The following is a 22,993-nucleotide window of genomic DNA, read 5'->3' as shown; positions in this document are numbered from 1 at the left end:
TTCAGCCCTTAATCCGCTTGTGCAAGAAGCGGATTAAGAGCGGATTGGCTGCGCATCCGCTGCTTGAACTCTTTGGGCGAGCATTGATTATGCCGCTTGAACAGCTTGTAGAACTGTGCCATGTTCAGAATGCCTACTTCATAGCTAACATCCATAATGCTGAGGTCTCCGGTAAGAAGGAGGCGCTCAGCTTTTTTGATTCTTTTGTAATTTACGTAGTCGACAAAGGATATCCCCATGACCTTTTTGAAATACTTAATAAAGTAATGATAGCTTAAATTGAGAATGCTGCACACATCTTCCACCGTTATCCGCTCATGGAGATGCTTATCAATGTAGTCCAGCGCAGGGCGCACGCGAGAAATGCCGGTGTCCTCGGTCAAGCTGGAGAAGTCGCGGTTATCATTGCGCAGCAGGAGGAGCAGCAGATTTTTGATCGCTGCGCCGATAGCCAGTTCATAGCCGATTTTTCGTGACTGCGATTCTTCATAGATCTGCATGATAAGTGCATAAGCCATCTGCTTAACGGCGGCATTGCTGCGGAATAACGCATTGAACGCCTCGAGAGGATGTGTAAGCTCAGAGAACCGGTGCAAGTAAGGCATGGTGCTAAGGTCGAAATGCTGCTTGAGATCAATCTGAAAAACGATCTGTCGCAACAGATCCGGTGAGTATTTGTACGTGCGATGCGGTTGAAACGAGCCGAAGACCATAATATCGCCTTGCGACATGACCGTATATTCATGCTGGGTTTGAACGCCCAGTTGACCTTCCATCAAGAGCAGAAATTCAACTTGCATATGGGAATGCCAGCCCCAATGGGCAGGAGGACCAAATTGAGGGGTATCATAACCCAGCTCCCAGATTTTCAAAAAGAGCAGCGGATTCTGGTAAATGATTTCTTCATTCATAATCTCGGTCAATGGACCGGAGCTCGGGATGGATTCCATGTTATGCACACCTCGCTAATCGTAGAAGGACATTTTTGAATATGCCAAAGGTCCTGTCGGATAAGGCTTATCAAGAGTGAGTATATCATTGTTTGCTAGTAAAGGACACTATTGAATAAGAAGTAGGCAGGATCTTGCCTTTATTTTGGACAGGGGACTGACTATACTCAGAAGTATGAATGAATACGCTTTTTTGGAGGGAATAAGACGATGAGTCAGAAGCTGAGAGTTACGGTATGGAACGAATTTCGTCATGAAAAAGAGAGTGAAATTGTACGTGCAGCCTATCCAGACGGTATTCATACAGCCATTGGTGAAGGGTTGGCCGGAGCTGTTGATGTCACATATGCGACATTAGATGATGCCGAGCATGGCTTGTCGGAAGAAGTTTTGAACAACACGGATGTACTGATTTGGTGGGGACACAAAGCCCATGATGAAGTACAAGATGCTATTGTTGACCGCGTTCAAAAGCGCGTATGGCAAGGTATGGGACTAATCGTGCTGCATTCCGGGCATTTCTCCAAAGTATTCAAAAAGCTGATGGGGACATCCTGCGATCTCAAATGGCGCGAAGCGGACGAGAAAGAGCGTCTTTGGGTTGTTGCGCCAGGCCATCCGATCGTGGAAGGCATTGGGGAGTACATTGATCTCGAAGCCGAGGAGATGTACGGCGAGCACTTCGACATTCCGCAACCGGATGAGCTGATTATGGTTTCCTGGTTTGAAGGTGGCGAAGTTTTCCGCAGCGGCTGTACGTTCAATCGTGGTAACGGAAAGATCTTCTACTTCCGTCCAGGACATGAAACATACCGCACCTACTATAACGAGCAAATCCGTCGCGTTATCAGCAATGCGGTCCACTGGGCTGCTCCATCTACACGTGAGTATCCGAAATATGGAAACCACAAGCCGCTTGAAGAAATTAAGCCTAAAGTGAAAGCTTAATCGTGTATAGGAACCGCTATCGATGCGAATCGATGGCGGTTTTTTTTGTTGAGCGCGCCTAGCCAAGCTAGGCAGCGGATCATAGTTCCTCTTGACGGCTGCCGCACCGTCCAACCCATCAGCTACTTTCCCGCACAACTACTCTCCGCGTTCTCCCAACCCTCTATCTAACTCCACCACCAGTAGCAAATCCACTTCAGAGGGAACTCTGTTTCTCTATTCTAGCAAAAACCGCGCTATTTGAACCTCACGCGGAACTCTGTTCCTCTATTTCTCTATTTCGCCCCCGAAATGGGCGGATTCACGCCAAATAGCGGACCGTAGTTCCGCAAGGATGCGCACATCGGCCGATTTGCCACATATAGCGGATCATAGTTCCTCTTGACGGCTGCCGCACCGTCCAACCAATGAGCTACTCTCCTGCACAGCTACTCTCCGCGTTCTCCCAACCCTCTATCTAACTCCACCACCAGTAGCAAATTCACTCCAGAGGGAACGTCGTTCCTCTATTCTGCCTAGAACCGGCTATTTGGGCCTGACGCGGAACTCTGTTCCTCTATTTCGCAGTTTCGCCCCCGAAATGGGCGGATTCACGCCAAATAGCGGACCGTAGTTCCGCGAGAATGCGCACATCAGCCGATTTGCCACATATAGCGTATCATAGTTTCTCTTGACGGCCGCCGAACCGTCCAACCAATCAGCTACTTTCCCGCACAGCCACTCTCCGCGTTCTCCCAACCCACTATCTAACTCCGCCACCAGTAGCAAATCCACTTCAGAGGGAACGTCGTTCCTCTATTCTGCCTAGAACCGCGCTATTTGGGCCTGATGCGGAACTCTGTTCCTCTATTTCGCTGTTTCGCCCCCGAAATGGGCGGATTCACGCCAAATAGCGGACCGTAGTTCCGTAAGGATGCACACAACGGCCGATTTGCCACATATAGCGGATCATAGTTCCTCTTGACGGTTGCCAAACCGTCCAACCAATCAGCTACTTTCAAGCACAGCCACTCTCCGCGTTCTCCCAACCGTCTATCTAACTCCACCACCAGTAGCAAATCCACTCCAGAGGGAACGTCGTTCCTCTATTCTGCCTAAAACCGGCTATTTGGGCCTGACGCGGAACTCTGTTCCTCTATTTCGCAGTTTCGCCCCCGAAATGGGCGGATTCACGCCAAATAGCGGACCGTAGTTCCGCAAGGATGCGCACATCAGCCGATTTGCCACATATAGCGGATCATAGTTCCTCTTGACGGCTGCCAAACCGTCCAACCCATCAGCTACTTTCCCGCACAGCCACTCTCCGCGTTCTCCCGACCCTCTATCTAACTCCACCACCAGTAGCAAATCCACTTCAGAGGGAACTCTGTTCCTCTATTCTGTATAAAACCGCGCTATTTCTATTAAGCCCCCTAATTAGATTGGAGAATACCACGGGAAATAAGGTACACTTTTTATTAGGGAGGCGAATACCGTGCAACAACGTAACAAGGTGTTTGAAGAAGTGCGTTTCAAGGTAGCTCAAGAAGCGCTTGGTGGAATTAAGACGGGTGTTCTTTCGCGAAGATATGATGTATCGCCAAAAACCATCCGTAACTGGGTAAAGGAATATCAAGAGACCTTTGGGGATGATGCGTTACCAACATTAGATGAACGTATGGCTGAATCCAAGCGCCTAGCTGAACTGGAAGAAAAATATGCTTGTGCGCTAAAAGCACTCGGAGAGAAAGAGTTGGAAAACAATATTCTGAGAGAACTTGTAAAAAAGTCCAGCCCTGCCTCGAAGATAAACTCAACATTGCCCAAACGTTCATCGAGCAGGGACATCCCATAACGACTGTACTGCGCCTAACTAATGTGGCTTCTTCGACCTACTACGACCGTCACAAAGTTATGCGTTCTTCGCTAAAGCGCCCTTCAGCACCTGGAAGGGGGCGTCCAGCCACACTTCACTCGAAGACGCATACGGGTCAAATCGTAAGCAATGCCCAGATTGAGGAATGGCTGTTAGAGCTAGTTTCGGGTGAGGAGCATAGTTATGGTTACGTTCTACTGACGGAGTGTTTGCGCGTTCAACATAGCCTTGTAATCAACAAAAAGAAAGTGTATCGGTTATGTCAGAAGCTCGGTATTTTAAATCCGCAGCGGCGCAAAAAGATTCATTATCCGAGACGTTTAGCCCGCAATCATACCATTAACGCGTCCAACCAACTATGGCAATTAGACATCAAATATGGGTACGTAGCAGGCTATGATCAATTCTTTTATCTCGCGGATATTATCGATGTATTTGATCGAAGCATCGTCGGCTATCATCTTGGATCCAGCTGCGAAGCTAAGCATGTTTGCCAAGCGGTTAAAGACGCTCTACGTTCACGCATAGCATCAGGTGCAAGCAAGCCGATTATTCGCACAGACAACGGTCCTCAGTTTATTAGCAAGGCTTTTGGAGACATGTGTGAGGATGAAACGATGATTCACGAGCGGATTCCACCCAAAACGCCCAATAAAAATGCCTATATCGAATCATTCCATGCCACATTAGAGCGTGACTTATTGAGGAAAGAAAGCTTTGAAACGTTTGAAGAAGCTTATCGAGCTATTCATACGTACATGGATTTTTATAATAATCGTCGCATGCATAGAAGCCTCGGTAAACGATCGCCAGCCGCATTTATGAGGTGGGTAGAAGCATCGATGGATACGTCCAGCTATGTGCTCGCCATTTAACTAGCAAAAGAAGCCGACAGCGCTTCAAAAAACAAGCAATACTAAGATAACACCTTGTTGTACAACCGATTCTCCGGAATTAGGGGGCCTGACCGATTTGGGCCTGACGCGGAACTCTGTTCCTCTATTTCGCAGTTTCGCCCCGAAATGGGCGGATTCACGCCAAATAGCGGACCGTAGTTCCGCGTGGATGCGCACATCGGCTGATTTGCCACATATAGCGGATCATAGTTCCTCTTGACGGTTGCCAAACTGTCCAACCAATCAGCTACTTTCCCACACAGCCACCCTCCGCGTTCTCCCAACCCTCTATCTAACTCCACCACCAGTAGCAAATCCACTTCAGAGGGAACTTCGATCCTCTATTCTGCCAAGAACCGCGCTAATTTGGCATCCCGGCGGGCAGACGTTCTTTATTTATGCTAGGCTAAAGATAGAGAATACACGGATGGAGGGGGCAGCGATGAAGGATGATGTAGAGAGCTGGCTGCCGCTAGATGAAGTGGCGATCAGGCTGCGCCAGATTCACTATCATCGATTGGACGCCGATGGCATGATGAAGCTGCAGCTTACGGATGCCTACCGCATGCTGCTGATTATCGGCGGAGAAGGCAAATGCGTGATCGACGGGCAATGGCTGCCGCTTCAGCGCGGACGCTGCTGCTTGCTGCGACCAGGGACATATACGGCTGCGGGAGTGAGCAGCGGGGAAGGTCTGGCTTGGTATGATTTGACTTTTGAAGCTGCGCCATATGAGCAGAAAAACTTGGGCACGTGGGGGGATATCAGCCATGGCAGCAAGTTCTGGTGCGCGGAGGTGCCTGACCATTCGTTGGCGCAAGCCGTCGATTTGGCCAAACGGCTGTACATGGATCGAGGCAGTGAGGAGCATTTGGCGCGATTTCGCTTGAATGTAGTTTTTCAGGAGCTCCTTTATTGGGTGATGAAAGATCTGGGCAATGAAACGGCTGGGCAGACCAAGGAGCGTATTGCTCGTATAACCGATTACATGGAGCGCCATTTCCAGGACAATTTGTCGCGGGACAGTCTTGCGGAGATGGCCGGCATGAGCCCTGAATATTTCTCACGCATGTTCAGGAAGGAGACCGGCAGGACACTGAGCGAATATTTGACAAGCATTCGCATCAACCATGCCAAGCGCGAGTTGATTCGCGGCGAGGCTTCGATTGGTTGGATTGCGGAATATGCCGGTTATGGAGAACAGTACTATTTTAGCCGCAAATTTAAACAAGAAGTTGGAGTGTCACCAACTGCCTATATAGAGAAGCAAAGAAATCATGTAGCCTGCTTGTTCCCAGCTTACTTGGATCATATGTTGGCAGTAGGCGTTACTCCCTACGCCGCGATGTTTGACAAGGGGCATCCCTTGGCGGCGCATTTGCGCAGAACGATTCATTTGGGAGAACAGGAGGCAGAACTGGGGGATCGGCATGTCAGCCAATTGCTGCAAATTGAACCCGATGTGATTCTTTGCAGCCAATACATTGATCCGAAGCTGGACAGGCAATTAAATCAGATAGCGCCTACGTTCACGGTTTCCTATAAGCAGGAATGGAGGCTTGCATTAAACGAGGTTGCTGGTTTGCTGGGTAAATCTGCGTTACTCGAAGAAGTGCTTCTCCAGTATGAACTCAAATGCAAAGGAGCAGCCAAACAGATCCAAGCGTCTATCGGCAATCAAACGGTTGCTTTGCTTCGAATACATGCAGATCAGATTCGATTGTATGGAGGGTCTATGCATTCCTATACGGCACCCGTACTCTACGGGGATTTGGGTTTGCAAGCTCCTGCCCTTGTGCGTAAACTCGCTTGGAACGACTATTGGACGAGTCTATCGGTGCCGCTCCTCTTGCAGCTCGATGCGGATCGACTGCTGCTAATTATTGATCCTGGGTGTGAAGCCAAAGCCCGGACACTGATGAGCACTAGAAACTGGCTGGAAATGACTGCGGTGCAAAACGGGAATGTCTATCAAGCGGATTATTATACATGGATGAGCAGTGGTATTATGACGAATTCTTTGAAAATTGATGAAGCTTTGCGTTTCTTAGGTTAGGTGGATGTCACAATTGTCCATCTGGATGAACGGTTTTGTCCTTGGCAAGCCTTCTGGGGTCACGATACAATTGATAACGATTCTCAGTAATATAGGATGCAAGGAGTGAGTTATGGACATGAAGATGTCTCGTTTATGTATGGTTGGCGCATTGGCCGTCCTATTAGGTTCAATAGTTGCAGGGTGTGGGTCGCAGAAATCGGATCTGGCTGCTGGAAGTACCGCGAGTGCGGGAACCGCTAGTCCGAGCAGTGGGATTAAGGAGACGGCATCCCCCAAGCCGGCGGCACAAGAGAAGACGGTCAAGGATGAAATCGGTCATGAGGTGAGGATTCCTGCTGATCCCAAGAAGATTCTGGGCATTTATCTGGAGGACGAGCTGCTGTCGCTAGGTATTCAGCCATTCAAGCAATCTAAGATTGGAACGTGGAGCGGACAAGATTATTTGGGTTTATCCGTCCCTGCTATCGATGTCAATGGCAGCGTAGAGGCTGTTTTGGAAGCGGCACCCGACCTCATTCTGGAAAATGTTTATGATGAGAAGAGGTATGGACAATTCTCCAAAGTAGCTCCGATGTATGCATTCAAAGATGCGCGAGCAGATTGGAGAGCAACCATTCGCATATTGGGAGATTTGTTTGGCAAGTCGGATAAAGCGAAGGACGTCATTGCCAAGTACGACCAGAAGGCGCAGCAGACTGGCGCTGCTATCAAGCAGAAGATAGGCAATCAGACCGTGGCGATTATCCGTGTTCATACCAAAGAAATTCGTCTCTACGGCGGTCCTGGTTATGCCGGTCCTGTCGTCTATCAGGATCTCGGGCTTACACCGTCTAAACTTGTGAGGGATTTAATTTTGGACAAGAATGGCAAAGTCGTGCCGATCTCCCTGGAAGTAATCCCGCAGCTGGATGCTGATCATATTTTCATCACGACGGATACGGGGGCTGAGGACAAAACGAAGGAATTGTTGGCCAACCCGTTGTGGCAGAGTCTACCTGCTGTCAAACAAGGTCATGTCTATCCGGTTAACTTCGAAACGTGGATGAAAAGCGGCCCAATTGCGGACAGCAAAAAGATCGATGATGTGCTTGCAGCACTGGTGAAATAAGACTGTTTTAGAGTAGATAGCCAAAGTAAAGTAAATAAAAAAAGGTACACAAGCAGCTAAGTGGAATTGACCAAATAAAGTGCGTATAGTGCAAGCGAAGCATTAAAAACATATTAAGGTCAAAGACAAGTGACCACCAAAGGCTCCAACTGTCATGATACGTAATTCGACCTGTTTTGTAAGCAAGGGCTTCAACGATGAAATAAATAAGGGTCCATTTCAGAATATGAACACATTTGGATATGTTGGCAAGTTTCGGGAAGGTTGACAGGAAAATAAACGCACTCAAAGGATAGATGAAAAAAGTATGGAGCATTATTGTCCCCGTGTAGTTTAAGAAGAAATCAGGCTCCAAATGCCACTCATAATGAACCTCGTGCGAGAAGAGCTCATAGAGAAGTTTTAAGCACGAAATATACAGCATGGTGGGGTAATATGCCTTGAAATCTTTCCAATCCCCCCAACGCCAGGCTGCCGCTAATACCCAAAAGGAAACGATGATATGAATAATAACGTGCCTCCTTAGAATAGATCTACGTTTATTAATTTTTCCAAATAAATGGAAATTATTCCTTGGAGTCTATTCTACTTTCGGATAAAAATGGCAAAAATTGGCGACACTGTAGTATCTTCTTATGAAAGTGATGATCTTCAGGATGCTAAGCCTATCTAACAAGGAAACGATCATACAGATCACGTTGACCATAGTTACACTTATTGGCGCATTGTTGATTATGCGAAATAACTGGAAGAGATACAGTGCGCTATTTCTTCTGAGTGCTCTGGTAAGTTTAGTTCTGTGTTATATATTTGTGAAAATAGGACTGTATACCTTCCCGATGCGGTTGTTTCCAAAGCTAACATCCATACCGATATCTACGGTTGTTACCGTTTTTTCCTTTTATGTCTTGCTTGGTGTGAGGTTTAGTCCTGCGTTATGGATTTGGAAGATTCCGGTGTATTGGGTTATGGTCCATGTGGGCATGCTTGCGGAATCGTGGGCTGTGCAGGAGACGAATCTCATTCAATACGCGAAATTCTGGGATGTGTGGGATTCTTATACCTGGTGGTGGATTTATTTGCTTGTTTTTGAGTGGGTCGGGGGAATGATCGTACCCGCAGAGAGCCGCAGGCCGATCAACCATACATGGCTGCAATATGGTAAACTGGGTTGGTTTTTACTGCACTTTATTTTGATTGTGACGATCTTCTTGGGCGGGTTTTATCTGGGAAGAGTATCGAAGTAAACAAACGTGCTGCCTCCGCTTCGTAACAGCGGAGGCAGCACGTTTGTTTAAGATGCATTCTGAACGTTGGCCGTGTGGTGCGGGTTCAGCGGAGCGATATAGAACGAAACGCCATCCCGATCATTCTCTGCCCGAATGGACATGCCATGGTGATCCATAATTTGTTTCACAATGGCCAGGCCAAGGCCGAACTGGCCGTCTCCGCCGGAGCGGAAGGGCTCGAACATGCTGTCTGCAATGGCTGAATCCAGAAGCGGACCGTCATTGCTCATTCTAAGTTCAGAGAGCAGGAGGTTTCCTTTGACGGGCTGTTCCTGCGATTTAACGGTAACGTGAATACGGCTCTTCGCATAGCGAAGCTGGTTGTCGAGCATGTTTTCCAAAGCGATTTTCCATTGTTCTTGATCTCCAACCAACTGGGTAGAAGGAGCAAGCTGCATTTCCCATTCGATTTCTGGTCTGCGATACCGCAAGCGGTCGACAACATCCTCGATCACTTTATGAATTTCAAAAGCTTGAAATGGTTTATCCCGCGCCGTAACATAGTTCAATTTATTAAGCAGCAACAAGTCGCGAATACGCTTCTCGAGCCGTTCGCCTTCTTTCATGATCACGCCAACACTGTCGCTTAGGGTTCCCTTGGGGAAGACGCCATCTTGAATCGATTGCGCATAGCTGCGAATGACCATGACCGGCGTTTTCAGCTCATGGGAAGTATGCTGAAGGAAGAACTGCTGGGCATGATCCTGCCGCACCAAGCGCTGGCGCATCGCTTCAATCGCTTTCGCTAAGCGACCGATTTCGTCCTTGCGGCCGGTTTCGATCGGTTCATGCCAATCGCGCTCAGCCATGCGTCCCACATGTTGTTCCATTTGAATGAGCGGGCGCGTGAAGTAGCGAGCCAGCAATAAGCAGGGGAGCCAGCTGATGACGATAAGGCCGACCATCAGCAGGATCAACCTGCCGAACATGGTCATGACCAGATCGTTGCGATAATTTCCCCAGGCATAGGAGACGACGAAGTTCGGCTGTCCTTGCAGCAGCTCTTTGCGAATGACATAGAAAATGCTTTTGTTATCAATGCTGCGTGTGTATCTCTCTACGGGCATGGTTTGAGCAAGCGCATCTTTCTCCACGGCTTGCATGAAGGGTTCGCCTGCCACGGCAGATGAACTGACCGCCTGTTGCAAGTCTGTGCTGCTGATCATGAAATGGCGGATGGACGGCCCGCCCCAGGTGCCTGTTAACGGCGCCATGATCCGTGTCGCCAGGGTGGAATCCGCAGGAACGCCGACTGCTGTCGTCACTTGGCCGACTTCGACTTTGGGTACAAGCATAGTTCGCTGCGCTTCAGTCAACGCCCATTCCGTGTTTAAAGGCTTGCTCAGAACAGATTGGGGCAGAGCTGGAAGCGCATAGGTCGGTGTTGCCGTTAATGTGGCGGTCTCTACTTGGAGTCCGCTTTGTGTATCCAGCAGAATATCATAAAGCTGCTCTGTGAAAAAGCCTTTTAACGTCCAAGGCAGCAGCAGGGCAAGCATTGTGAAAATTAGTAAGGCTAAAGCTGCGAAGGCTCCCCACAGTTTAAGGGCGAGCGGCCACTGAGCGATGTTGATTTTCATGCTTTCACCATCCTGTATCCGTACCCATATACGGTTTCTAAACGCAGATCCGGCAGTTTGCGGCGAAGCCTGCGCACCAAATCATCCACGACGCGATCTGTTCCGAAGTAATCCATTCCCCATACCGCAGTGAGTACTTGTTCACGTTCCAGGACTTGGCCGTGATGGTTGACAAGATACAGCAGCAGCTCGAACTCCTTGGAGGTCAACTCCAACTTGGCGCCCTGCTCATCTGTTACGGTCCGCGCTTGCTCATCGATGAGATAGGAGGCTATATTCAGCTTGGAACGGCGCTCCTGAGAAGCGGGCAGAGCCCCTGCATGATGACCGCTATACACGCGCTCCAACAGTTTTCGTGTACGGATAACAAGTTCCCGCGGGAGAAAAGGCTTGGCCAAATAGTCGTCACTGCCTAGCTCTAGACCAATGATACGGTCGATGTCGGCATCACGCGCGGATATGAAGATGACCGGCTGAGTTGGCTGGTCGGCTTTGATTTCCCGCATGAGTTGATAGCCGTCTACGCCGGGAAGCATAATATCGAGGACCCACAAGTCCGGCCGCTCGGCGATGGCGGATCTTGCCGAAGTTCCGTCTGCGAACGAACGCACTTGCCACCCCTCTTTTTCCAAATAAGCGGCTAACAGACCTCTTAAATGTTCCTCGTCTTCCACTAAATAGATGTGATACATGACGTAATCTCCTTTTATGATCTGCGATGGGAAAAAAGTGGAGCCGCTCGCCATTTTTGCGTGCGGTTCCACTGCATGTATGAATAAGAGTTTGCTTTATTTATTTGTGGCGTTTTCTTTGGCTTTATCAGCAGCTTCTTTCAGCTTTTTCGCCAAGGAACGGATGTTTTCTGTTTCTGCTTTGTAGTCTTTCAACAGTTCAGGGAGCAAGCTTTTGATAGTTGCTGTGTCGTCGGCTTCAACGGCATCAGCTAATTTTTGCTGACGTTTGAATGATTCCGGAAGCTCACCTTTCATTATATCACCAGTTACCACACCCTCAAGTGGAAGAGCTTGGACGGTATCTTGGAGAACAGCGCCATCTTCGCTAAGTCTTTCCATGAAGATCTTTTTGCCTGGCGTAGGCTCGCCTTCTGGCAGTTCGCCAACCTTAGTTGCAGGTACAGCTGGAACTGCGATGCCTGTTACAAAAGCGGTATCCATGTTCGTTATTGAAGCTCCATCAATGGTTACCGTCTCTGCATTGGAAGGTACAGCCCCGCCGTCTTTATCCTTGATAGATACACTTTTGAAAGCAGCCATTTGCGGCATTTCGCTCTCGGCTTGTTTACGATCTTCCAGAGCTTGTTTCCACTCTTTCAATGATTCAGGCGAGTAGGTGCTGGCAAGAAGTTTCAAGTAATTTCTTTGGTGAGCAGGTTGGAATAATAAGCTAGGTGCGCTGCTTCGAAGTTGGAAAGCACCAGTCGCCGCTACGGTTTGAGTAGCTTGGATCGAGGTTGTAACATTCTTGTTGTCGGAATTGGTTTCAGCGGCAGAAGCGCTGATAGCTCCGAAGGCCATAGTTGCTACCACTGCTAGAAGACTTACTCGACTTGTGTAACGTTTAAATTGTGTTTTCATGTTTGAAAACTCCTCTCGGTTTATGTAATTTGGGGAATGTGTTTCCCTTACTTCTTCACTTTACCGAAACATTATGGACGTCCTATCTTAACATTGTGGGAAATTGTGTGAGCATAGCCCGAAAACCATGCTATCATCCTAATGGATGAGGCAGGTTCTTCTTTTTATTACAGTGGTCGGCAAAAAAAGAGACCCACAGCAACGGGCCGCGGGTCTAAGTATTTATATTTTAAAGGGGGGTTGAGACTTATTATAGCCCTGGTTCATTAAAAGAAGATGAAAATCATATTTCATTTTCATTACATTTTTGCTAATGGTAAAATAGAGCTTAGCAGGCATCTACATCTTATGTAGTTGCGCAGAGTGGAGGTACATTTTGAAGCACTATTCCATGCGATCCCATTTAACGCTGACTTTTGCAATTATGGCGATGATCCCAATCTTAATCCTTGGCAGCTTCCAAGTTTCACAAATTACGTATATCACCCAAGAGTCCAATAGGAATCAGCAAATGACCACCTACCGGCTCGGGGATGCAGTGCAAGATTATATGTACTACCACCGGAATGCGGTAGAAACTTTGGCGGCGACGATTACTGCATCGGATGCGGCATTCCGAACGCGCGAGAGTCTTACGCTGAAGCTGCAATCCTTGCGGGAGAACCTGGAAGGCTTCACAGGCATTTATGTCGTTGATTCCAATGGCAGCATCAAGGCCACGCACACAACGGCCAATAACACTTTAATAGGTGTCAACGTGCAAGACCGGGATTACACCAAGCGGGTGCAAGCGATGCAAAAGACGATCGTTTCCTCGCTTTTTCAAGGTCCCGAGGGAGCTAATCTGCCGTCAGTTGCTATTGCCGTGCCGATTTACAAAGGGAACAAACAAACAGATGGCTTCGTGCTGGCCGTCCTCGACCTTGCTCCACTAAAGGCTCTGGTTACGAAATACGATTACGGCAAAGAGGCTTATCCAGTCGTGTTGGATCACGCAGGCAAGCCCATTTACCATCCGAACGCGAAATTGACGGATACCTTGGCTGATTTATCCAAAGAACCGGTTGTCGTGGACGCCTTCCTTCATAAACAGGGCGAAGGCAAATATACGTTAAGCACATCCGCACAAAAAGAACTGATCACCTATAAAGTCATTCCTGAAATCGATTGGATTGTCTGGGTCAGCAAGTCTAATGCTGCCGTGAATGCTGCTTTCACCGAATCACTCAGCATAACAATGCTGCTGCTCGTCATTACCCTGATCTTGACCGTGCTGCTCGGAAGCTATTTGGCTAGACGGCTAAATGGCACCATTCATGCGTTGGTTGGGTATACGCAGCGTTTGGCCGGAGGAAGCTTTGTTGAGCTGGATAATAAAGTAGTTCCGCGCGGGGCTCCTCTTGAATTACAGCTGCTTGCCGAACATTTTTTTCGAATGGCCGAGCAAATCAAAGAGAATCAAGGGGCTTTGCTGCAGCTTAATAGTGAACTGGAGGAACGTGTTGAGGAACGCACCCAGCGACTTCAGGACGAGCATGCGACACTGAATGCGGTGCTCGAAAGTATGTCCGATGCGATCGTTTTGATCGATATGAATCAAAGTGTGGTCTACGCGAATCATCGGATGGCTGAGATTTTTGCGATTCCGATGCCTGAGCTGACGATGATGCATGAGAATACGCTGTTTGAACGAATTGCCGTTCTGCTGTCCGAACGGCAAGAGGAACTTCACAAGCTGACCGCTGAACCCAGTGTGCAGGAGGCTTTTACCGTGCAGACGGAGCATGGCAAAGAGCGGTTCATGATCGTATCGGCCTTCCAAGTGGCGAGGGATGGTCGGGTTTTTGGCCGCGGCTACGTGTGGCGGGATATGACCAAGGAGCACGAAATTGATGCGCTCAAAAATGATCTGATCTCGTTGGCGTCCCATGAGTTCAAAACGCCAATTACAAGCATTAGAGGCGGCGTCGAAACGCTTTTGCGTGTCGATGCGCAGTGGGAAGAAAGCTTCAAGCAGGAGCTGCTGGAAGGGATTCATGAGGATATCGGGCGAATTCAGGATCTCATTGATGATTGGCTTGATATCTCCAAGATTGAATCCGGGGCTATGCGCATCAATCCGCAGGCGCTGCGAGTGGAAGTTATGGTGGAAAGCGCAATGAGAAGGCTGCCGCAGCAAGCGAGCGAAGCGCATACGCAATTCGACGTCAGGCTGGCTGGGGATCTTCCGCTGGTTTATGCGGATAAGCTGCGCCTGGAGCAGGTACTCGTGAACTTGTTCACGAATGCGGTTAGGTATAATGAACAGCATCCTGTTATTCAAATTAGCGCTTGGGCGGATGAACGGTTTGTTCATTTGGAAGTGCAAGATAACGGAATCGGCATTGCTGCTGAGCATGTGGATAAGTTGTTCGATAGATTCTACCGGGTAGATGTCTCCTCCAGCCGCCAAACTGGCGGGACGGGACTTGGTCTTGCCATCTGCCAAGGCATCATGGAAGCGCATGGCGGAGAGATTCACGTGAGGAGCAAGCCGGGCGAAGGAAGCACATTTATTTTGGCTATACCGCGGTTCAGAGGGGAAGAAGAGCTGATATGAACAAGAAGAAGATTATGATCGTAGATGATGAACCGAAAATTCTTCGTTTCGTAGCGGCGAATCTCAAATCGCTGGATTTCGAAACGCTGACCTGCCAGAGCGGCGCTGAAGCTTTGGATAAGGTGGAAGGGTTTGATCCGGATTTGATTTTACTGGATCTAATGATGCCGGGCATGGATGGCTTCGAAGTGTTGAAAAGATTGCGCACTTACTCAGGCGTACCCGTTATCATGTTAACCGCGCGGAGCAACGCGACGGACAAAGTGCAAGGGCTGAATCAAGGGGCCGACGATTACTTGACGAAGCCTTTCTCGCTTGATGAGCTGTTCGCCCGTGTGAATGCTGTGCTTCGCCGGATGGATGGCCGCATGGCCGCGCCTGTCACAACAAGCGAAATCACGCTTGGACCCGTGACAGCCAATTTGGCGCAGCGACGCATTTGGGTAGCGGATGCGGAGGTTAAGTTTACGGAAACCGAGTATAATCTGTTCGCTTTGCTCTTGCAGCATGCAGGCAAAGTTATGACGCATGAGCAGCTGCTCAGCGAAGTTTGGGGCAGCGAATACCGCGACGAAGTCGAGTATCTGCGCGTCACGATCGCGCGGATTCGGCAGAAGCTCAAAAGCTTGACCGAAGGGCAAGAACTGATCGTCACCTACCCGGGCGTTGGGTATATGGCGAAGCAGGAATAGGAACAAATAGAAGTCCCTGGAGGCTCTTATTGCGCTAAAGTTGTTACTTTTCGCGCATATAGGAGACTCCAGGGACTCTTATTTCGTGGGATGCGTATGTCATTCGCGATTTAGGAACAAATAGAAGTCCCGAAAGGCTCCTATTGCGCTAAAAACATTGCTTTTGCCGCGGATAGAAGTCTTTAGGGGCTTTTAAATTTGTATACAAGGGAGCCGGCTTATGAACGGCTGCCGCTCAAAAGCTGGACATCCAAAGGATAGTCCGGCAGCGCGAAGTCACGGACTGCGCCGGACTGCAAATCCACGACCGACATGCCATTCCAGCCGGTATCCGCATAAGTGACGCCGCCGGTCAGGAAGGCATAGCGGCCGTCCGCGCTGCTCGTGACCATTTGGTGCATCCGCTCCAGCGGGAGGATCTTCTCCGCGTGGGTGTTCACGTCAAGCACCGTCAGATTGGGTTTGCCGGTTGCGCTCCCGGCAGCCCCGATGCCGACGATGAGCAACTGCTTGCCGTCAGCAGTCAGGGCAACGCCTTCCTGATGCGTATTGCCCGTGAGCGGCTGCGTCTCATAGTTGCCGCTAGCTGGGTCTAGGACGACGAGGCCGCGGCCTTGGTAAGGCAAGAGCAACCGTCCGTCCGCGCGAACTGCCGCATAATGAGGCTTCTCGAAGCCGCCACGGCCAAAGGGGGCGGCTTCCAGGGTGCGAGCCTTGCGAGCAGCTGGGTCAACGGCGGTCACGGAGTAGGAATCGTGATCAATGCTGTATACTTCGCGACCGTCCAAACTAGTCACTACATCGAAAGGCCGAATGCCTACCGCAACACTGCCAATCATGGCAAGCTTGCCGGTATCCAGAATTTCTAATTGGCTTTGGCTGCGGCCGGGCAGATTAACACCGACATAGACGTACTTGCCGTCAGGCGATGCCGCAATGCCCATGCCTCCTGGACGGTATTCGCCGAACTGCGGTTTCCCGACATCGGATTGATACGGAACCAGCGCCAAGCGTTTGCGCTGCAGCGTGTCCACTACAGCTACACCTTCGGCAGTAGAGACATAAGCGCGATGCTGAGGTCCCTCAGCAATGGCAAAAGGAGCTTTGCCGACGGTCAGCTTCTCGAAGCTGCCTGTAGCTGGATCTAGGAATGACATATAGTCACTTTTGGAGTGAGTCACCATCAAGATAGTTGAAGCGGAAGTGACAGATGGCGCAGGACTTGCTGGGTTTGATCTGGTGATTGATGGAAGTGTTGCTGGGTTTGAGCTGGTGATTGGTGGAGAAGTTGCCGGACTAGCACTGGCAATTGGTGCACGAATTCCTGAAGGCACTGATGTCGTTGCAGACTCAGACTGAGGTTGCAGCGCTGATGGAGCAGTGCAGCCTGTCAACAGAAGCAGCAGGGTTATCGCAGTTAACCAAGTTCGGATTTTATTAGAAATTATCATCTTATCTTCACCTCGGGATGTATGGAGTTATGGAGCTGTTAAACAAGTTGAAAAAGGAACCCCAATTTCCCATGTTCCGTGGAAGTGAGATTCCTTTCTGTATTTAATCTATGCAGCAGTTCGCAGCATCTAATGGTTATTTCGCTAAAGTTACATTTACGCCGGATGCCGTAGACCAAGCACCTACAGGTGCAACTGTGTAGGCTGTACCCGGAACAAGTTCGGCATTATTCAGCAAGGCGAAAGTGCCTACAGCACCTTTGCGCGAAGTTAACGTGTATTCTGCTGTCAGAACAGTACCATCTGCTGCAGTCAGCGTAACACGGCGTGATACGAAAATCTCATCTTTTGGATCCTGCGAAAGTGTCACAGCAATCGTCTTCTTATCCACCGCGGCAGCGGATTGGATTGTAAGCGGCGCGATCTCCTTGGCTGTAAATGTTGGATTAGCTAGTGTAGCCCAATCAGCAGCAACCGTATATTTAACGCCTGGTTGGAACTTTTCACCGTTAGGAAGAATAAACTTAGGCGCTTGTCGTCCATCTGTCGCTTGTGTGAAAGGCAGGTAGCTCGCTGTCATCGGTGTGCCGCCCTCAGGAGTGATTTGCACTTGGCGATTCCGCATGGAGGACAGAATTTGATAGGTTTTCCCGTTGGAGCTATTCGTTTCATCCACGCTGAATGCGCCAGGACGGGATTTGCTGTAAGCAGCAATGACATAGCCGTAATCAGCAACACCATCTGTCAAGAAGGATTCGACTTCAAATAGATCATTTGCCACCTGTGCAGTCGATTTCAAGGCGATTTTCTCTGTGCTTGCAGTGAATGTGCCGGCAGGCTGACCCTTATAAGTTAACGAATAAGTTGTCCCAGCTTTTTGGGTCGGAACGGGCACGATGTAGGTCGATTTGGAGCCTGTTTTTAACCGTGGAACATTGCTGATCGCTAAGCCATTATCAAAGACGAAGTTTTTGGACGCTACATCCAGCTCTAATTCAGCAGCAGGAATTGGGGCAGAGAAAGTAACTTGCAGCGTGATAGCGTTCAGAACTTGCAGCTTTGTTACTTGAATAGGAGCCAATTGCTGCGCTTCAAAGATAAGTAAAGCCGCTTGTCCACGGGTAATTTGGGCATTTGCCAAAGCTGCTGCGCTAGGCAGTTGTGCAACGGCTGTTTTGTCAACTTTTAAAACAGCTGTGAGAAGGTCGATCAGTTCAGAGGAAGCCATCGTTTGGCTGCCTTGGAATTGCCCGTTTTTCCCCATAACAGATGTTAGAGCAACCGCGTAGTCGTAGTACCAATCCCCTTTGGCTACATCTTGAAAGTTATTAGAAGCAGCTGAATCTACTTTCACGTGCAGTGCCAGTGCGACCATTTTGGCGATCTCAGCACGCGTAACAGCTTGGTCAGGTTTGAAGGCGTGATCCTCGTATCCGGAAACCACTTGCTGCTGCGCTAACTGTTCGATAGCAGTCTGAATTTGAGCTTTGCTTGCTGCATCTGTGAAGGGATTAGCGGCTAATGCATTAAAAGGAAGAATTGCGGATAGACCTACCGTTGCTGTAATGGTTAAAGCGGCGATAACCTTTTTGTTGTTTTTCATATATAACACTCCTCAATATTATTTTTTTGTTTGCGTTGTTGTTTGCTTCGTGCTGTCGTCTACAAGAACTAGCTTACAGGACAGAGCATTACAATCGAATAAAAATGCGGAGCTGCACATTACAAAAACGTAAAAATGGCCTTGCAGCTGCCAAAGATTCGAGGGATACTCCAATCTTTTACGGCTGCAAGGCCACTTGGGATAAGCGGATTTAATTAACGAAAACATCTGGCTTCTTATGGGTTTGAACAACATGGTGTGAAGAGGAACCAGTCAGTCTTTGGGGCGGGAATACTTGGCGAACAGGTGCTATAATGAGCGTTGCAACCACAGCTTTGATGGCATCGCCTAGCAGGAAAGGGTAGCAGCCTTGAACCATTGCGGTAGCGAATGTATACGTAGGTACTTTGTACATCAACCAAGGTACCCCGGCTAGGTAAAGAAACAAGGAGCCGAATACTTCAAGAACGAGAAAGGTTGCAACGAAATTCAATGTTCTGTTAGCCATGCGAATGCGCGGAAGAATGAGGCCAATCAGCATAGCGGAAAAGGGCCAAATCATAATGAAACCGCCTGTAGGTCCAAGAACAATGCCTATCCCTCCATTCCCGTGCAGCATCGGAAACCCTACGGCAGTAAGGACTACAACGAGGGCCATGCTCAGGAATCCGTAACGCGCGCCAAGTAAACCGCCAGCCAGCATAACGGCTAGTGTTTGCAAGGTAATGGGGACAGGGGAGACTGGCAATCTGATTTGGGCAAAACTGAATAAAACAAGAAAAGCTGCAAAAAGTGCACTGAAAACAACGCCGCGCAGTGTGAGTTTCATATTGTTCATCGCTCCTGTTTCTGTTATGGTTAGGGTATTGTTAACTCGATAATCCAACATCAGTTGACAATCAACAATCAGATAATAGCACATCTTTTATGAAAGTGAAAGGAACATTTTACATATGTCAAAAAGTGAGATTTTAACATCCCTGCGACAGGCTTCGGTCGTATATCGAACGGAAATGGGAGAAGGAAGACGCGTATGGTCAGAGGTTTCCTTAGATATTCATAAGGGAGAATGGATTGTCGTTATAGGGCCTAATGGCAGCGGCAAAAGTACATTAGCCAGTGTTTTGTTAGGTTTATGCCCACTTTCTGAGGGGGAAATGAAGGTTCCCAAGAGCGCTGCCGTCGCTACCCGCGGTGTGCTGCAAATCCCTGACGCGCAATTTATTGGGGACACCATTCGGGAAGAACTTGACTACATAGCCACTGAGATAAGCACGGATGAAGAAGAGCGTGAAGCGCAGTATAAGGAAATCTTGTCCTCGGTTGGACTATCTCTCCCTGTAGATCGAACGTTGAATACATTATCGGGTGGCCAAAAGCAGCTGGTGAATTTGGCGGCAGCGCTGTCCGTTCAACCGGAAATGCTTGTTTTGGATGAACCGACGGCCATGCTGGACCCTGCAGCCCGCAAAGAAGTGCGTCAAGCAGTCAGAGCGGCCTATCAGCAGGGAACCACGATTGTCTGGATCACGCATCGCTTGGAAGAGGTCGCGGACGCCACGCGTGTAATTGGTTTTGGTGAAGGACGAATTACGTATGATGGCGAGCCAAGAGCCTTTTTTTATGGTGACAATGAGGCTGAACTCGCTGTTATGACACCCTGTACGGCGTTGGGACTTGATGCGCCTTTTGCTGTTAAGACGGCTATTAGTCTATTGCAGATGGGGTGTAAATTGGGGTTGCTTCCGTTGAATATGGACGAACTGGCAGAGGCGGTGGCTGCTCCGTGCCTTTAACTCTGAACCGTATAGGGGTACAAGCCCCGGATGATCCCAACCGCCACTTATTAAAAGAGCTTAGTCTCGAGCTGTCGGATGGTTCCGTAACGCTGTTAATAGGTCATACAGGTTCGGGAAAGTCGACCTTTCTGCAAGTCTTGGCAGGGATTCTAGAGCCGCACAGCGGATCAATAGCCATTGACCAACAGCCGCTGTGGGACAAAAGGAAAGTGAATCAAGCGCATCTTCTGCGTCTTGGCTTGACGTTTCAGTTCCCTGAGCAGCAATTGTTTGCCCGGAGTATAAGGCAAGAGTTTGCCTACTCGCTCAGACCGTATAAATTGGTGGCTAGCGAATCTGACAGGCGCATTCGGGAGGCGTGTGAAGAGCACGATCCACGTGGCATTTTTGCCATGGAGCGCTCGCCTTTCGCGCTTAGCGGCGGAGAGCAGCGCCGGCTTGCGCTGGCTACCACCTTCGCCACGGCGCCGGATTGGCTCCTCATGGATGAGCCAACCGCCGGCCTCGAGGCGGCGGCCGTTCGCGAATTGCTGCGCCTTATTCGCGAGCGGGAGCGTGGCGGCTTCGTCATCGCCACGCATGATCTGGACACGTTCCTGCCGCTGGCAGACCGTGTCCTTGTGCTAGACCGCGGCGCGCTCGTCTTCGACGGCACGCCTGAAGCGCTGTGCCGCGCGCCGGAGCTGCTGGCGCGCGCCGGGGTTGGCCTCCCGAGCTGCGTGGAGGCCGCGCTTGCGATGGCGCGCTATGGCATCGCCATCGCGCCGGACCTGCTCACGCCGGAGCTTGCGGCGCCGGCGATGCTCGAGGCGCTGCGCGAACGCCGCAGCGCTGAAGTTCCGGCGCCGCAAGCGGCAGCGCCGGATGCTCCGCCCGCGCGCGAAGCGAGCGCGGCAGCGCCGCCCCCGCAGGCCGCGTGGCTGCGGGTCGATCCGCGCGCGAAGTGGCTGCTCTACCTGCTGCTCGTCATCGGGACGATGCAGCAGATGACATGGAGCGGCCTCGCGGCTTCCGCGCTGCTGCTTGGCCTCGCGAGCCTCGGCCTGCCGCGCAGCGTGCTGCGCAGCAGTTGGAAGATCGCGGTGCCATTCCTTATCTTCATGGTCCTCTCGATCTGGCTTGCCGGCATGAACTGGACGTCGCCGGAGGGATCGTTCCGGCTGGGCTACTCGCTGGAACGCGGTTGGAGCACGGCATTCACGGTGACGCGACTGTTTCTTATTCTCATGGATGGCTATTGGCTCGCCGTGACAACACCCTACGGACAATTGGTAGCTGGACTGAATTGGGCTTTGAAATATCTGCGGAAAGTGAAGCTGCCCGTTGAATCATTTTCGCTTGCCGTCTCCATGATGTTTCGGTTCATTCCGATGATATTACGGGAGTGGACGCGGTTTTCAGCGATTGTCCGAGCAAGAGGCAAGGCAGCCATTCGTCCGGGAGCTGTCCGCTCACGGGATATCCCTGCGCTTGTCGTTCCTCTGCTGCTTGCCATGTTCCACAAAGCCGAGCAGCTGACTGTCGCCATGGAAATGAAGAAAATCGACGGCAGGCAGCTGCTGTTGAAAAAAAGTACTTTAAAGTGGCAGAACCGGGATAGTTATATCGTGGCTGCGGGGGTTGTTGGTTTTGCACTTTTACTTGTTATTCGTTAAGGTTTTCCAGGTGGTGCAAGTGGCTGCTTAAAGTATATACTTGTAGTGAAAATTCTTTATTGGGATGGCGGTGGTGAAATCAGTGGAGTCCGAATACACCCTGTACGAACAGCAAACGGCCAGACAGCTCAAACGTTGGGAAATCCGGCAGCATAAGCTCCCAAATCTCGTGGAACGAGCGTCCAAATCGATGCAGACAGGCATCAATAATTTGATCCCTGACAAGGTTCATGCGACGATTACCGCAACGGTAAAAGGCATTATTCAGACAACTCTGTTCGGCATCAATTACATCCCTGCGCAGGGGCCGCTGCAAGGGCTCTCTTTGGCAGATCGCGATGCGAAAGCAGAGGAATTGCTGGCGCTCTATAAGAAGATCGCCGCTGCCGAGGGAGCAGGGACAGGAGCGGGAGGGATTCTGCTTGGGCTTGCGGATTTCCCTATTTTAATTGGCATCAAGTTGAAATTTCTGTTTGAGCTGGCGCATGTCTATGGCTATTCGACGAAGGACTACAGAGAGCGTCTATTCATTCTCTATGTGTTTCAATTGGCTTTTTCCAGCCATGAGAAGAAACCCGAGCTTCTGCTTACCATCAAAAATTGGCGCAGCGTGGCTGACACTTTTCCGCCGGCTGAGGCCTATATGGATCAAGTGGATTGGAAGCAGTTGCAGCAGGAATACCGCGATACGATTGATTTTCGCAAAATGCTTCAGTTGGTTCCCGGTATAGGGGCTGTCGTCGGGGCTTGGGCCAATTATGGCTTGCTGGAAGAGCTTGGGGTGGCGGGGATGAATTGTTTTCGGCTGCGTTGGCTGCAAGATATAGCGAAACCTAAGAAGCTGTGAGTGGATGGGCACTCCGGCTTTTTTTTGTTTGTCGTAGACGATTTTCTAGTGATTTTTCAGGAGTTGA

The 22,993-nt window shown here is 49.8% G+C and carries 21 protein-coding genes; 11 read left to right on the top strand and 10 right to left on the bottom strand.

The annotated features are described in order from the left end of the window. Positions 1-8: 8 nt before the first annotated feature. A complete protein-coding gene (locus LOZ80_RS27550) occupies positions 9-950 on the bottom strand; it encodes a helix-turn-helix domain-containing protein (protein WP_238167659.1) in 942 nt (313 codons plus the stop codon). A 210-nt stretch (positions 951-1,160) separates the two neighbouring features. On the opposite strand from LOZ80_RS27550, the gene LOZ80_RS27545 reads away from it, so the two are divergent. Next, complete coding sequence (locus LOZ80_RS27545; RefSeq protein ID WP_238167658.1) at positions 1,161-1,898, top strand: ThuA domain-containing protein; 738 nt, start codon at positions 1,161-1,163, stop codon at positions 1,896-1,898. 525 nt (positions 1,899-2,423) lie between these two features. Here the strand turns inward: LOZ80_RS27545 and LOZ80_RS27540 are convergent. Continuing rightward, positions 2,424-2,657: a hypothetical protein gene (locus LOZ80_RS27540; protein WP_238167657.1), complete on the bottom strand. Its 234-nt coding sequence runs from the start codon at positions 2,655-2,657 to the stop codon at positions 2,424-2,426. Positions 2,658-3,002: 345 nt separating this feature from the next. Then, positions 3,003-3,251 carry a hypothetical protein gene (locus LOZ80_RS27535; protein WP_238167656.1) on the bottom strand — a complete coding sequence of 83 codons (249 nt, stop codon included), beginning with the start codon at positions 3,249-3,251 and terminating at the stop codon, positions 3,003-3,005. A 121-nt stretch (positions 3,252-3,372) separates the two neighbouring features. On the opposite strand from LOZ80_RS27535, the gene LOZ80_RS27530 reads away from it, so the two are divergent. The 4 genes from LOZ80_RS27530 to LOZ80_RS27515 all read left to right on the top strand — a co-directional run bounded on the left by LOZ80_RS27530 (position 3,373) and on the right by LOZ80_RS27515 (position 7,816). Next, positions 3,373-3,732 (top strand): transposase, encoded by a 360-nt coding sequence (locus LOZ80_RS27530; RefSeq protein WP_238167655.1) that lies wholly within the window; start codon positions 3,373-3,375, stop codon positions 3,730-3,732. 23 nt (positions 3,733-3,755) lie between these two features. Next, positions 3,756-4,628 carry an IS3 family transposase gene (locus tag LOZ80_RS27525; RefSeq protein ID WP_238167654.1) on the top strand — a complete coding sequence of 291 codons (873 nt, stop codon included), beginning with the start codon at positions 3,756-3,758 and terminating at the stop codon, positions 4,626-4,628. Positions 4,629-5,091: 463 nt separating this feature from the next. Continuing rightward, positions 5,092-6,705 (top strand): AraC family transcriptional regulator, encoded by a 1,614-nt coding sequence (locus LOZ80_RS27520; protein ID WP_238167653.1) that lies wholly within the window; start codon positions 5,092-5,094, stop codon positions 6,703-6,705. A 118-nt stretch (positions 6,706-6,823) separates the two neighbouring features. Then, positions 6,824-7,816: an ABC transporter substrate-binding protein gene (locus LOZ80_RS27515; protein WP_238167652.1), complete on the top strand. Its 993-nt coding sequence runs from the start codon at positions 6,824-6,826 to the stop codon at positions 7,814-7,816. A 7-nt stretch (positions 7,817-7,823) separates the two neighbouring features. Here the strand turns inward: LOZ80_RS27515 and LOZ80_RS39590 are convergent, their stop codons facing one another. Continuing rightward, positions 7,824-8,315 (bottom strand): CBO0543 family protein, encoded by a 492-nt coding sequence (locus LOZ80_RS39590; RefSeq protein WP_443147085.1) that lies wholly within the window; start codon positions 8,313-8,315, stop codon positions 7,824-7,826. Positions 8,316-8,451: 136 nt separating this feature from the next. On the opposite strand from LOZ80_RS39590, the gene LOZ80_RS27510 reads away from it, so the two are divergent. Continuing rightward, positions 8,452-9,063, top strand: coding sequence for a CBO0543 family protein (locus tag LOZ80_RS27510; protein ID WP_238167651.1), 612 nt, complete (start codon positions 8,452-8,454; stop codon positions 9,061-9,063). Between the two features lie 47 nt (positions 9,064-9,110). On the opposite strand, the gene LOZ80_RS27505 is transcribed toward LOZ80_RS27510, so the two are convergent. From LOZ80_RS27505 to LOZ80_RS27495, 3 genes are all read right to left on the bottom strand, one after another. Further along, entirely contained in the window at positions 9,111-10,685 is a 1,575-nt protein-coding gene (locus LOZ80_RS27505; protein WP_238167650.1) for a sensor histidine kinase, read from the bottom strand. Then, a complete protein-coding gene (locus LOZ80_RS27500) occupies positions 10,682-11,377 on the bottom strand; it encodes a response regulator transcription factor (protein ID WP_238167649.1) in 696 nt (231 codons plus the stop codon). The genes LOZ80_RS27505 and LOZ80_RS27500 overlap by 4 nt, the downstream gene beginning before the upstream one ends. Positions 11,378-11,473: 96 nt before the next feature. Next, positions 11,474-12,280 carry a hypothetical protein gene (locus tag LOZ80_RS27495; protein ID WP_238167648.1) on the bottom strand — a complete coding sequence of 269 codons (807 nt, stop codon included), beginning with the start codon at positions 12,278-12,280 and terminating at the stop codon, positions 11,474-11,476. A 376-nt stretch (positions 12,281-12,656) separates the two neighbouring features. On the opposite strand from LOZ80_RS27495, the gene LOZ80_RS27490 reads away from it, so the two are divergent. Both LOZ80_RS27490 and LOZ80_RS27485 read left to right on the top strand, forming a co-directional pair. After that, a complete protein-coding gene (locus tag LOZ80_RS27490) occupies positions 12,657-14,879 on the top strand; it encodes a sensor histidine kinase (RefSeq protein WP_238167647.1) in 2,223 nt (740 codons plus the stop codon). Further along, entirely contained in the window at positions 14,876-15,571 is a 696-nt protein-coding gene (locus LOZ80_RS27485; RefSeq protein WP_238167646.1) for a response regulator transcription factor, read from the top strand. The genes LOZ80_RS27490 and LOZ80_RS27485 overlap by 4 nt, the downstream gene beginning before the upstream one ends. Positions 15,572-15,789: 218 nt before the next feature. Here LOZ80_RS27485 and LOZ80_RS27480 read toward each other — a convergent pair whose 3' ends face one another. From LOZ80_RS27480 to LOZ80_RS27470, 3 genes are all read right to left on the bottom strand, one after another. Beyond that, complete coding sequence (locus tag LOZ80_RS27480) at positions 15,790-17,022, bottom strand: YncE family protein (RefSeq protein ID WP_238167645.1); 1,233 nt, start codon at positions 17,020-17,022, stop codon at positions 15,790-15,792. A gap of 136 nt (positions 17,023-17,158) precedes the next feature. Continuing rightward, positions 17,159-18,625, bottom strand: a complete 1,467-nt coding sequence (locus tag LOZ80_RS27475; protein WP_238167644.1) for an S-layer homology domain-containing protein — start codon at positions 18,623-18,625, stop codon at positions 17,159-17,161. 211 nt (positions 18,626-18,836) lie between these two features. Next, on the bottom strand, positions 18,837-19,454 hold the full coding sequence (locus tag LOZ80_RS27470) for a biotin transporter BioY (protein WP_238167643.1): 618 nt from the start codon (positions 19,452-19,454) through the stop codon (positions 18,837-18,839). A gap of 124 nt (positions 19,455-19,578) precedes the next feature. On the opposite strand from LOZ80_RS27470, the gene LOZ80_RS27465 reads away from it, so the two are divergent. The 3 genes from LOZ80_RS27465 (at position 19,579) to LOZ80_RS27455 (ending at position 22,926) form a co-directional block, all read left to right on the top strand. After that, positions 19,579-20,421: an energy-coupling factor ABC transporter ATP-binding protein gene (locus tag LOZ80_RS27465; protein WP_238167642.1), complete on the top strand. Its 843-nt coding sequence runs from the start codon at positions 19,579-19,581 to the stop codon at positions 20,419-20,421. After that, the gene (locus LOZ80_RS27460; RefSeq protein WP_238167641.1) at positions 20,412-22,079 is read left to right on the top strand and encodes an ATP-binding cassette domain-containing protein; all 1,668 of its coding nucleotides are present in this window, start codon (positions 20,412-20,414) and stop codon (positions 22,077-22,079) included. Before LOZ80_RS27465 ends, LOZ80_RS27460 begins: the two co-directional genes overlap by 10 nt. Before the next feature lie 82 nt (positions 22,080-22,161). Next, complete coding sequence (locus LOZ80_RS27455; RefSeq protein ID WP_238173134.1) at positions 22,162-22,926, top strand: EcsC family protein; 765 nt, start codon at positions 22,162-22,164, stop codon at positions 22,924-22,926. The last annotated feature ends 67 nt before the right edge of the window (positions 22,927-22,993 follow it).

Source organism: Paenibacillus sp. HWE-109, assembly GCF_022163125.1.
Lineage (GTDB): Bacteria > Bacillota > Bacilli > Paenibacillales > NBRC-103111 > Paenibacillus_E.
The sequence above is the reverse complement of the archived record's forward strand: the minus strand, read 5'-3'. Positions and strand labels throughout refer to the sequence as shown.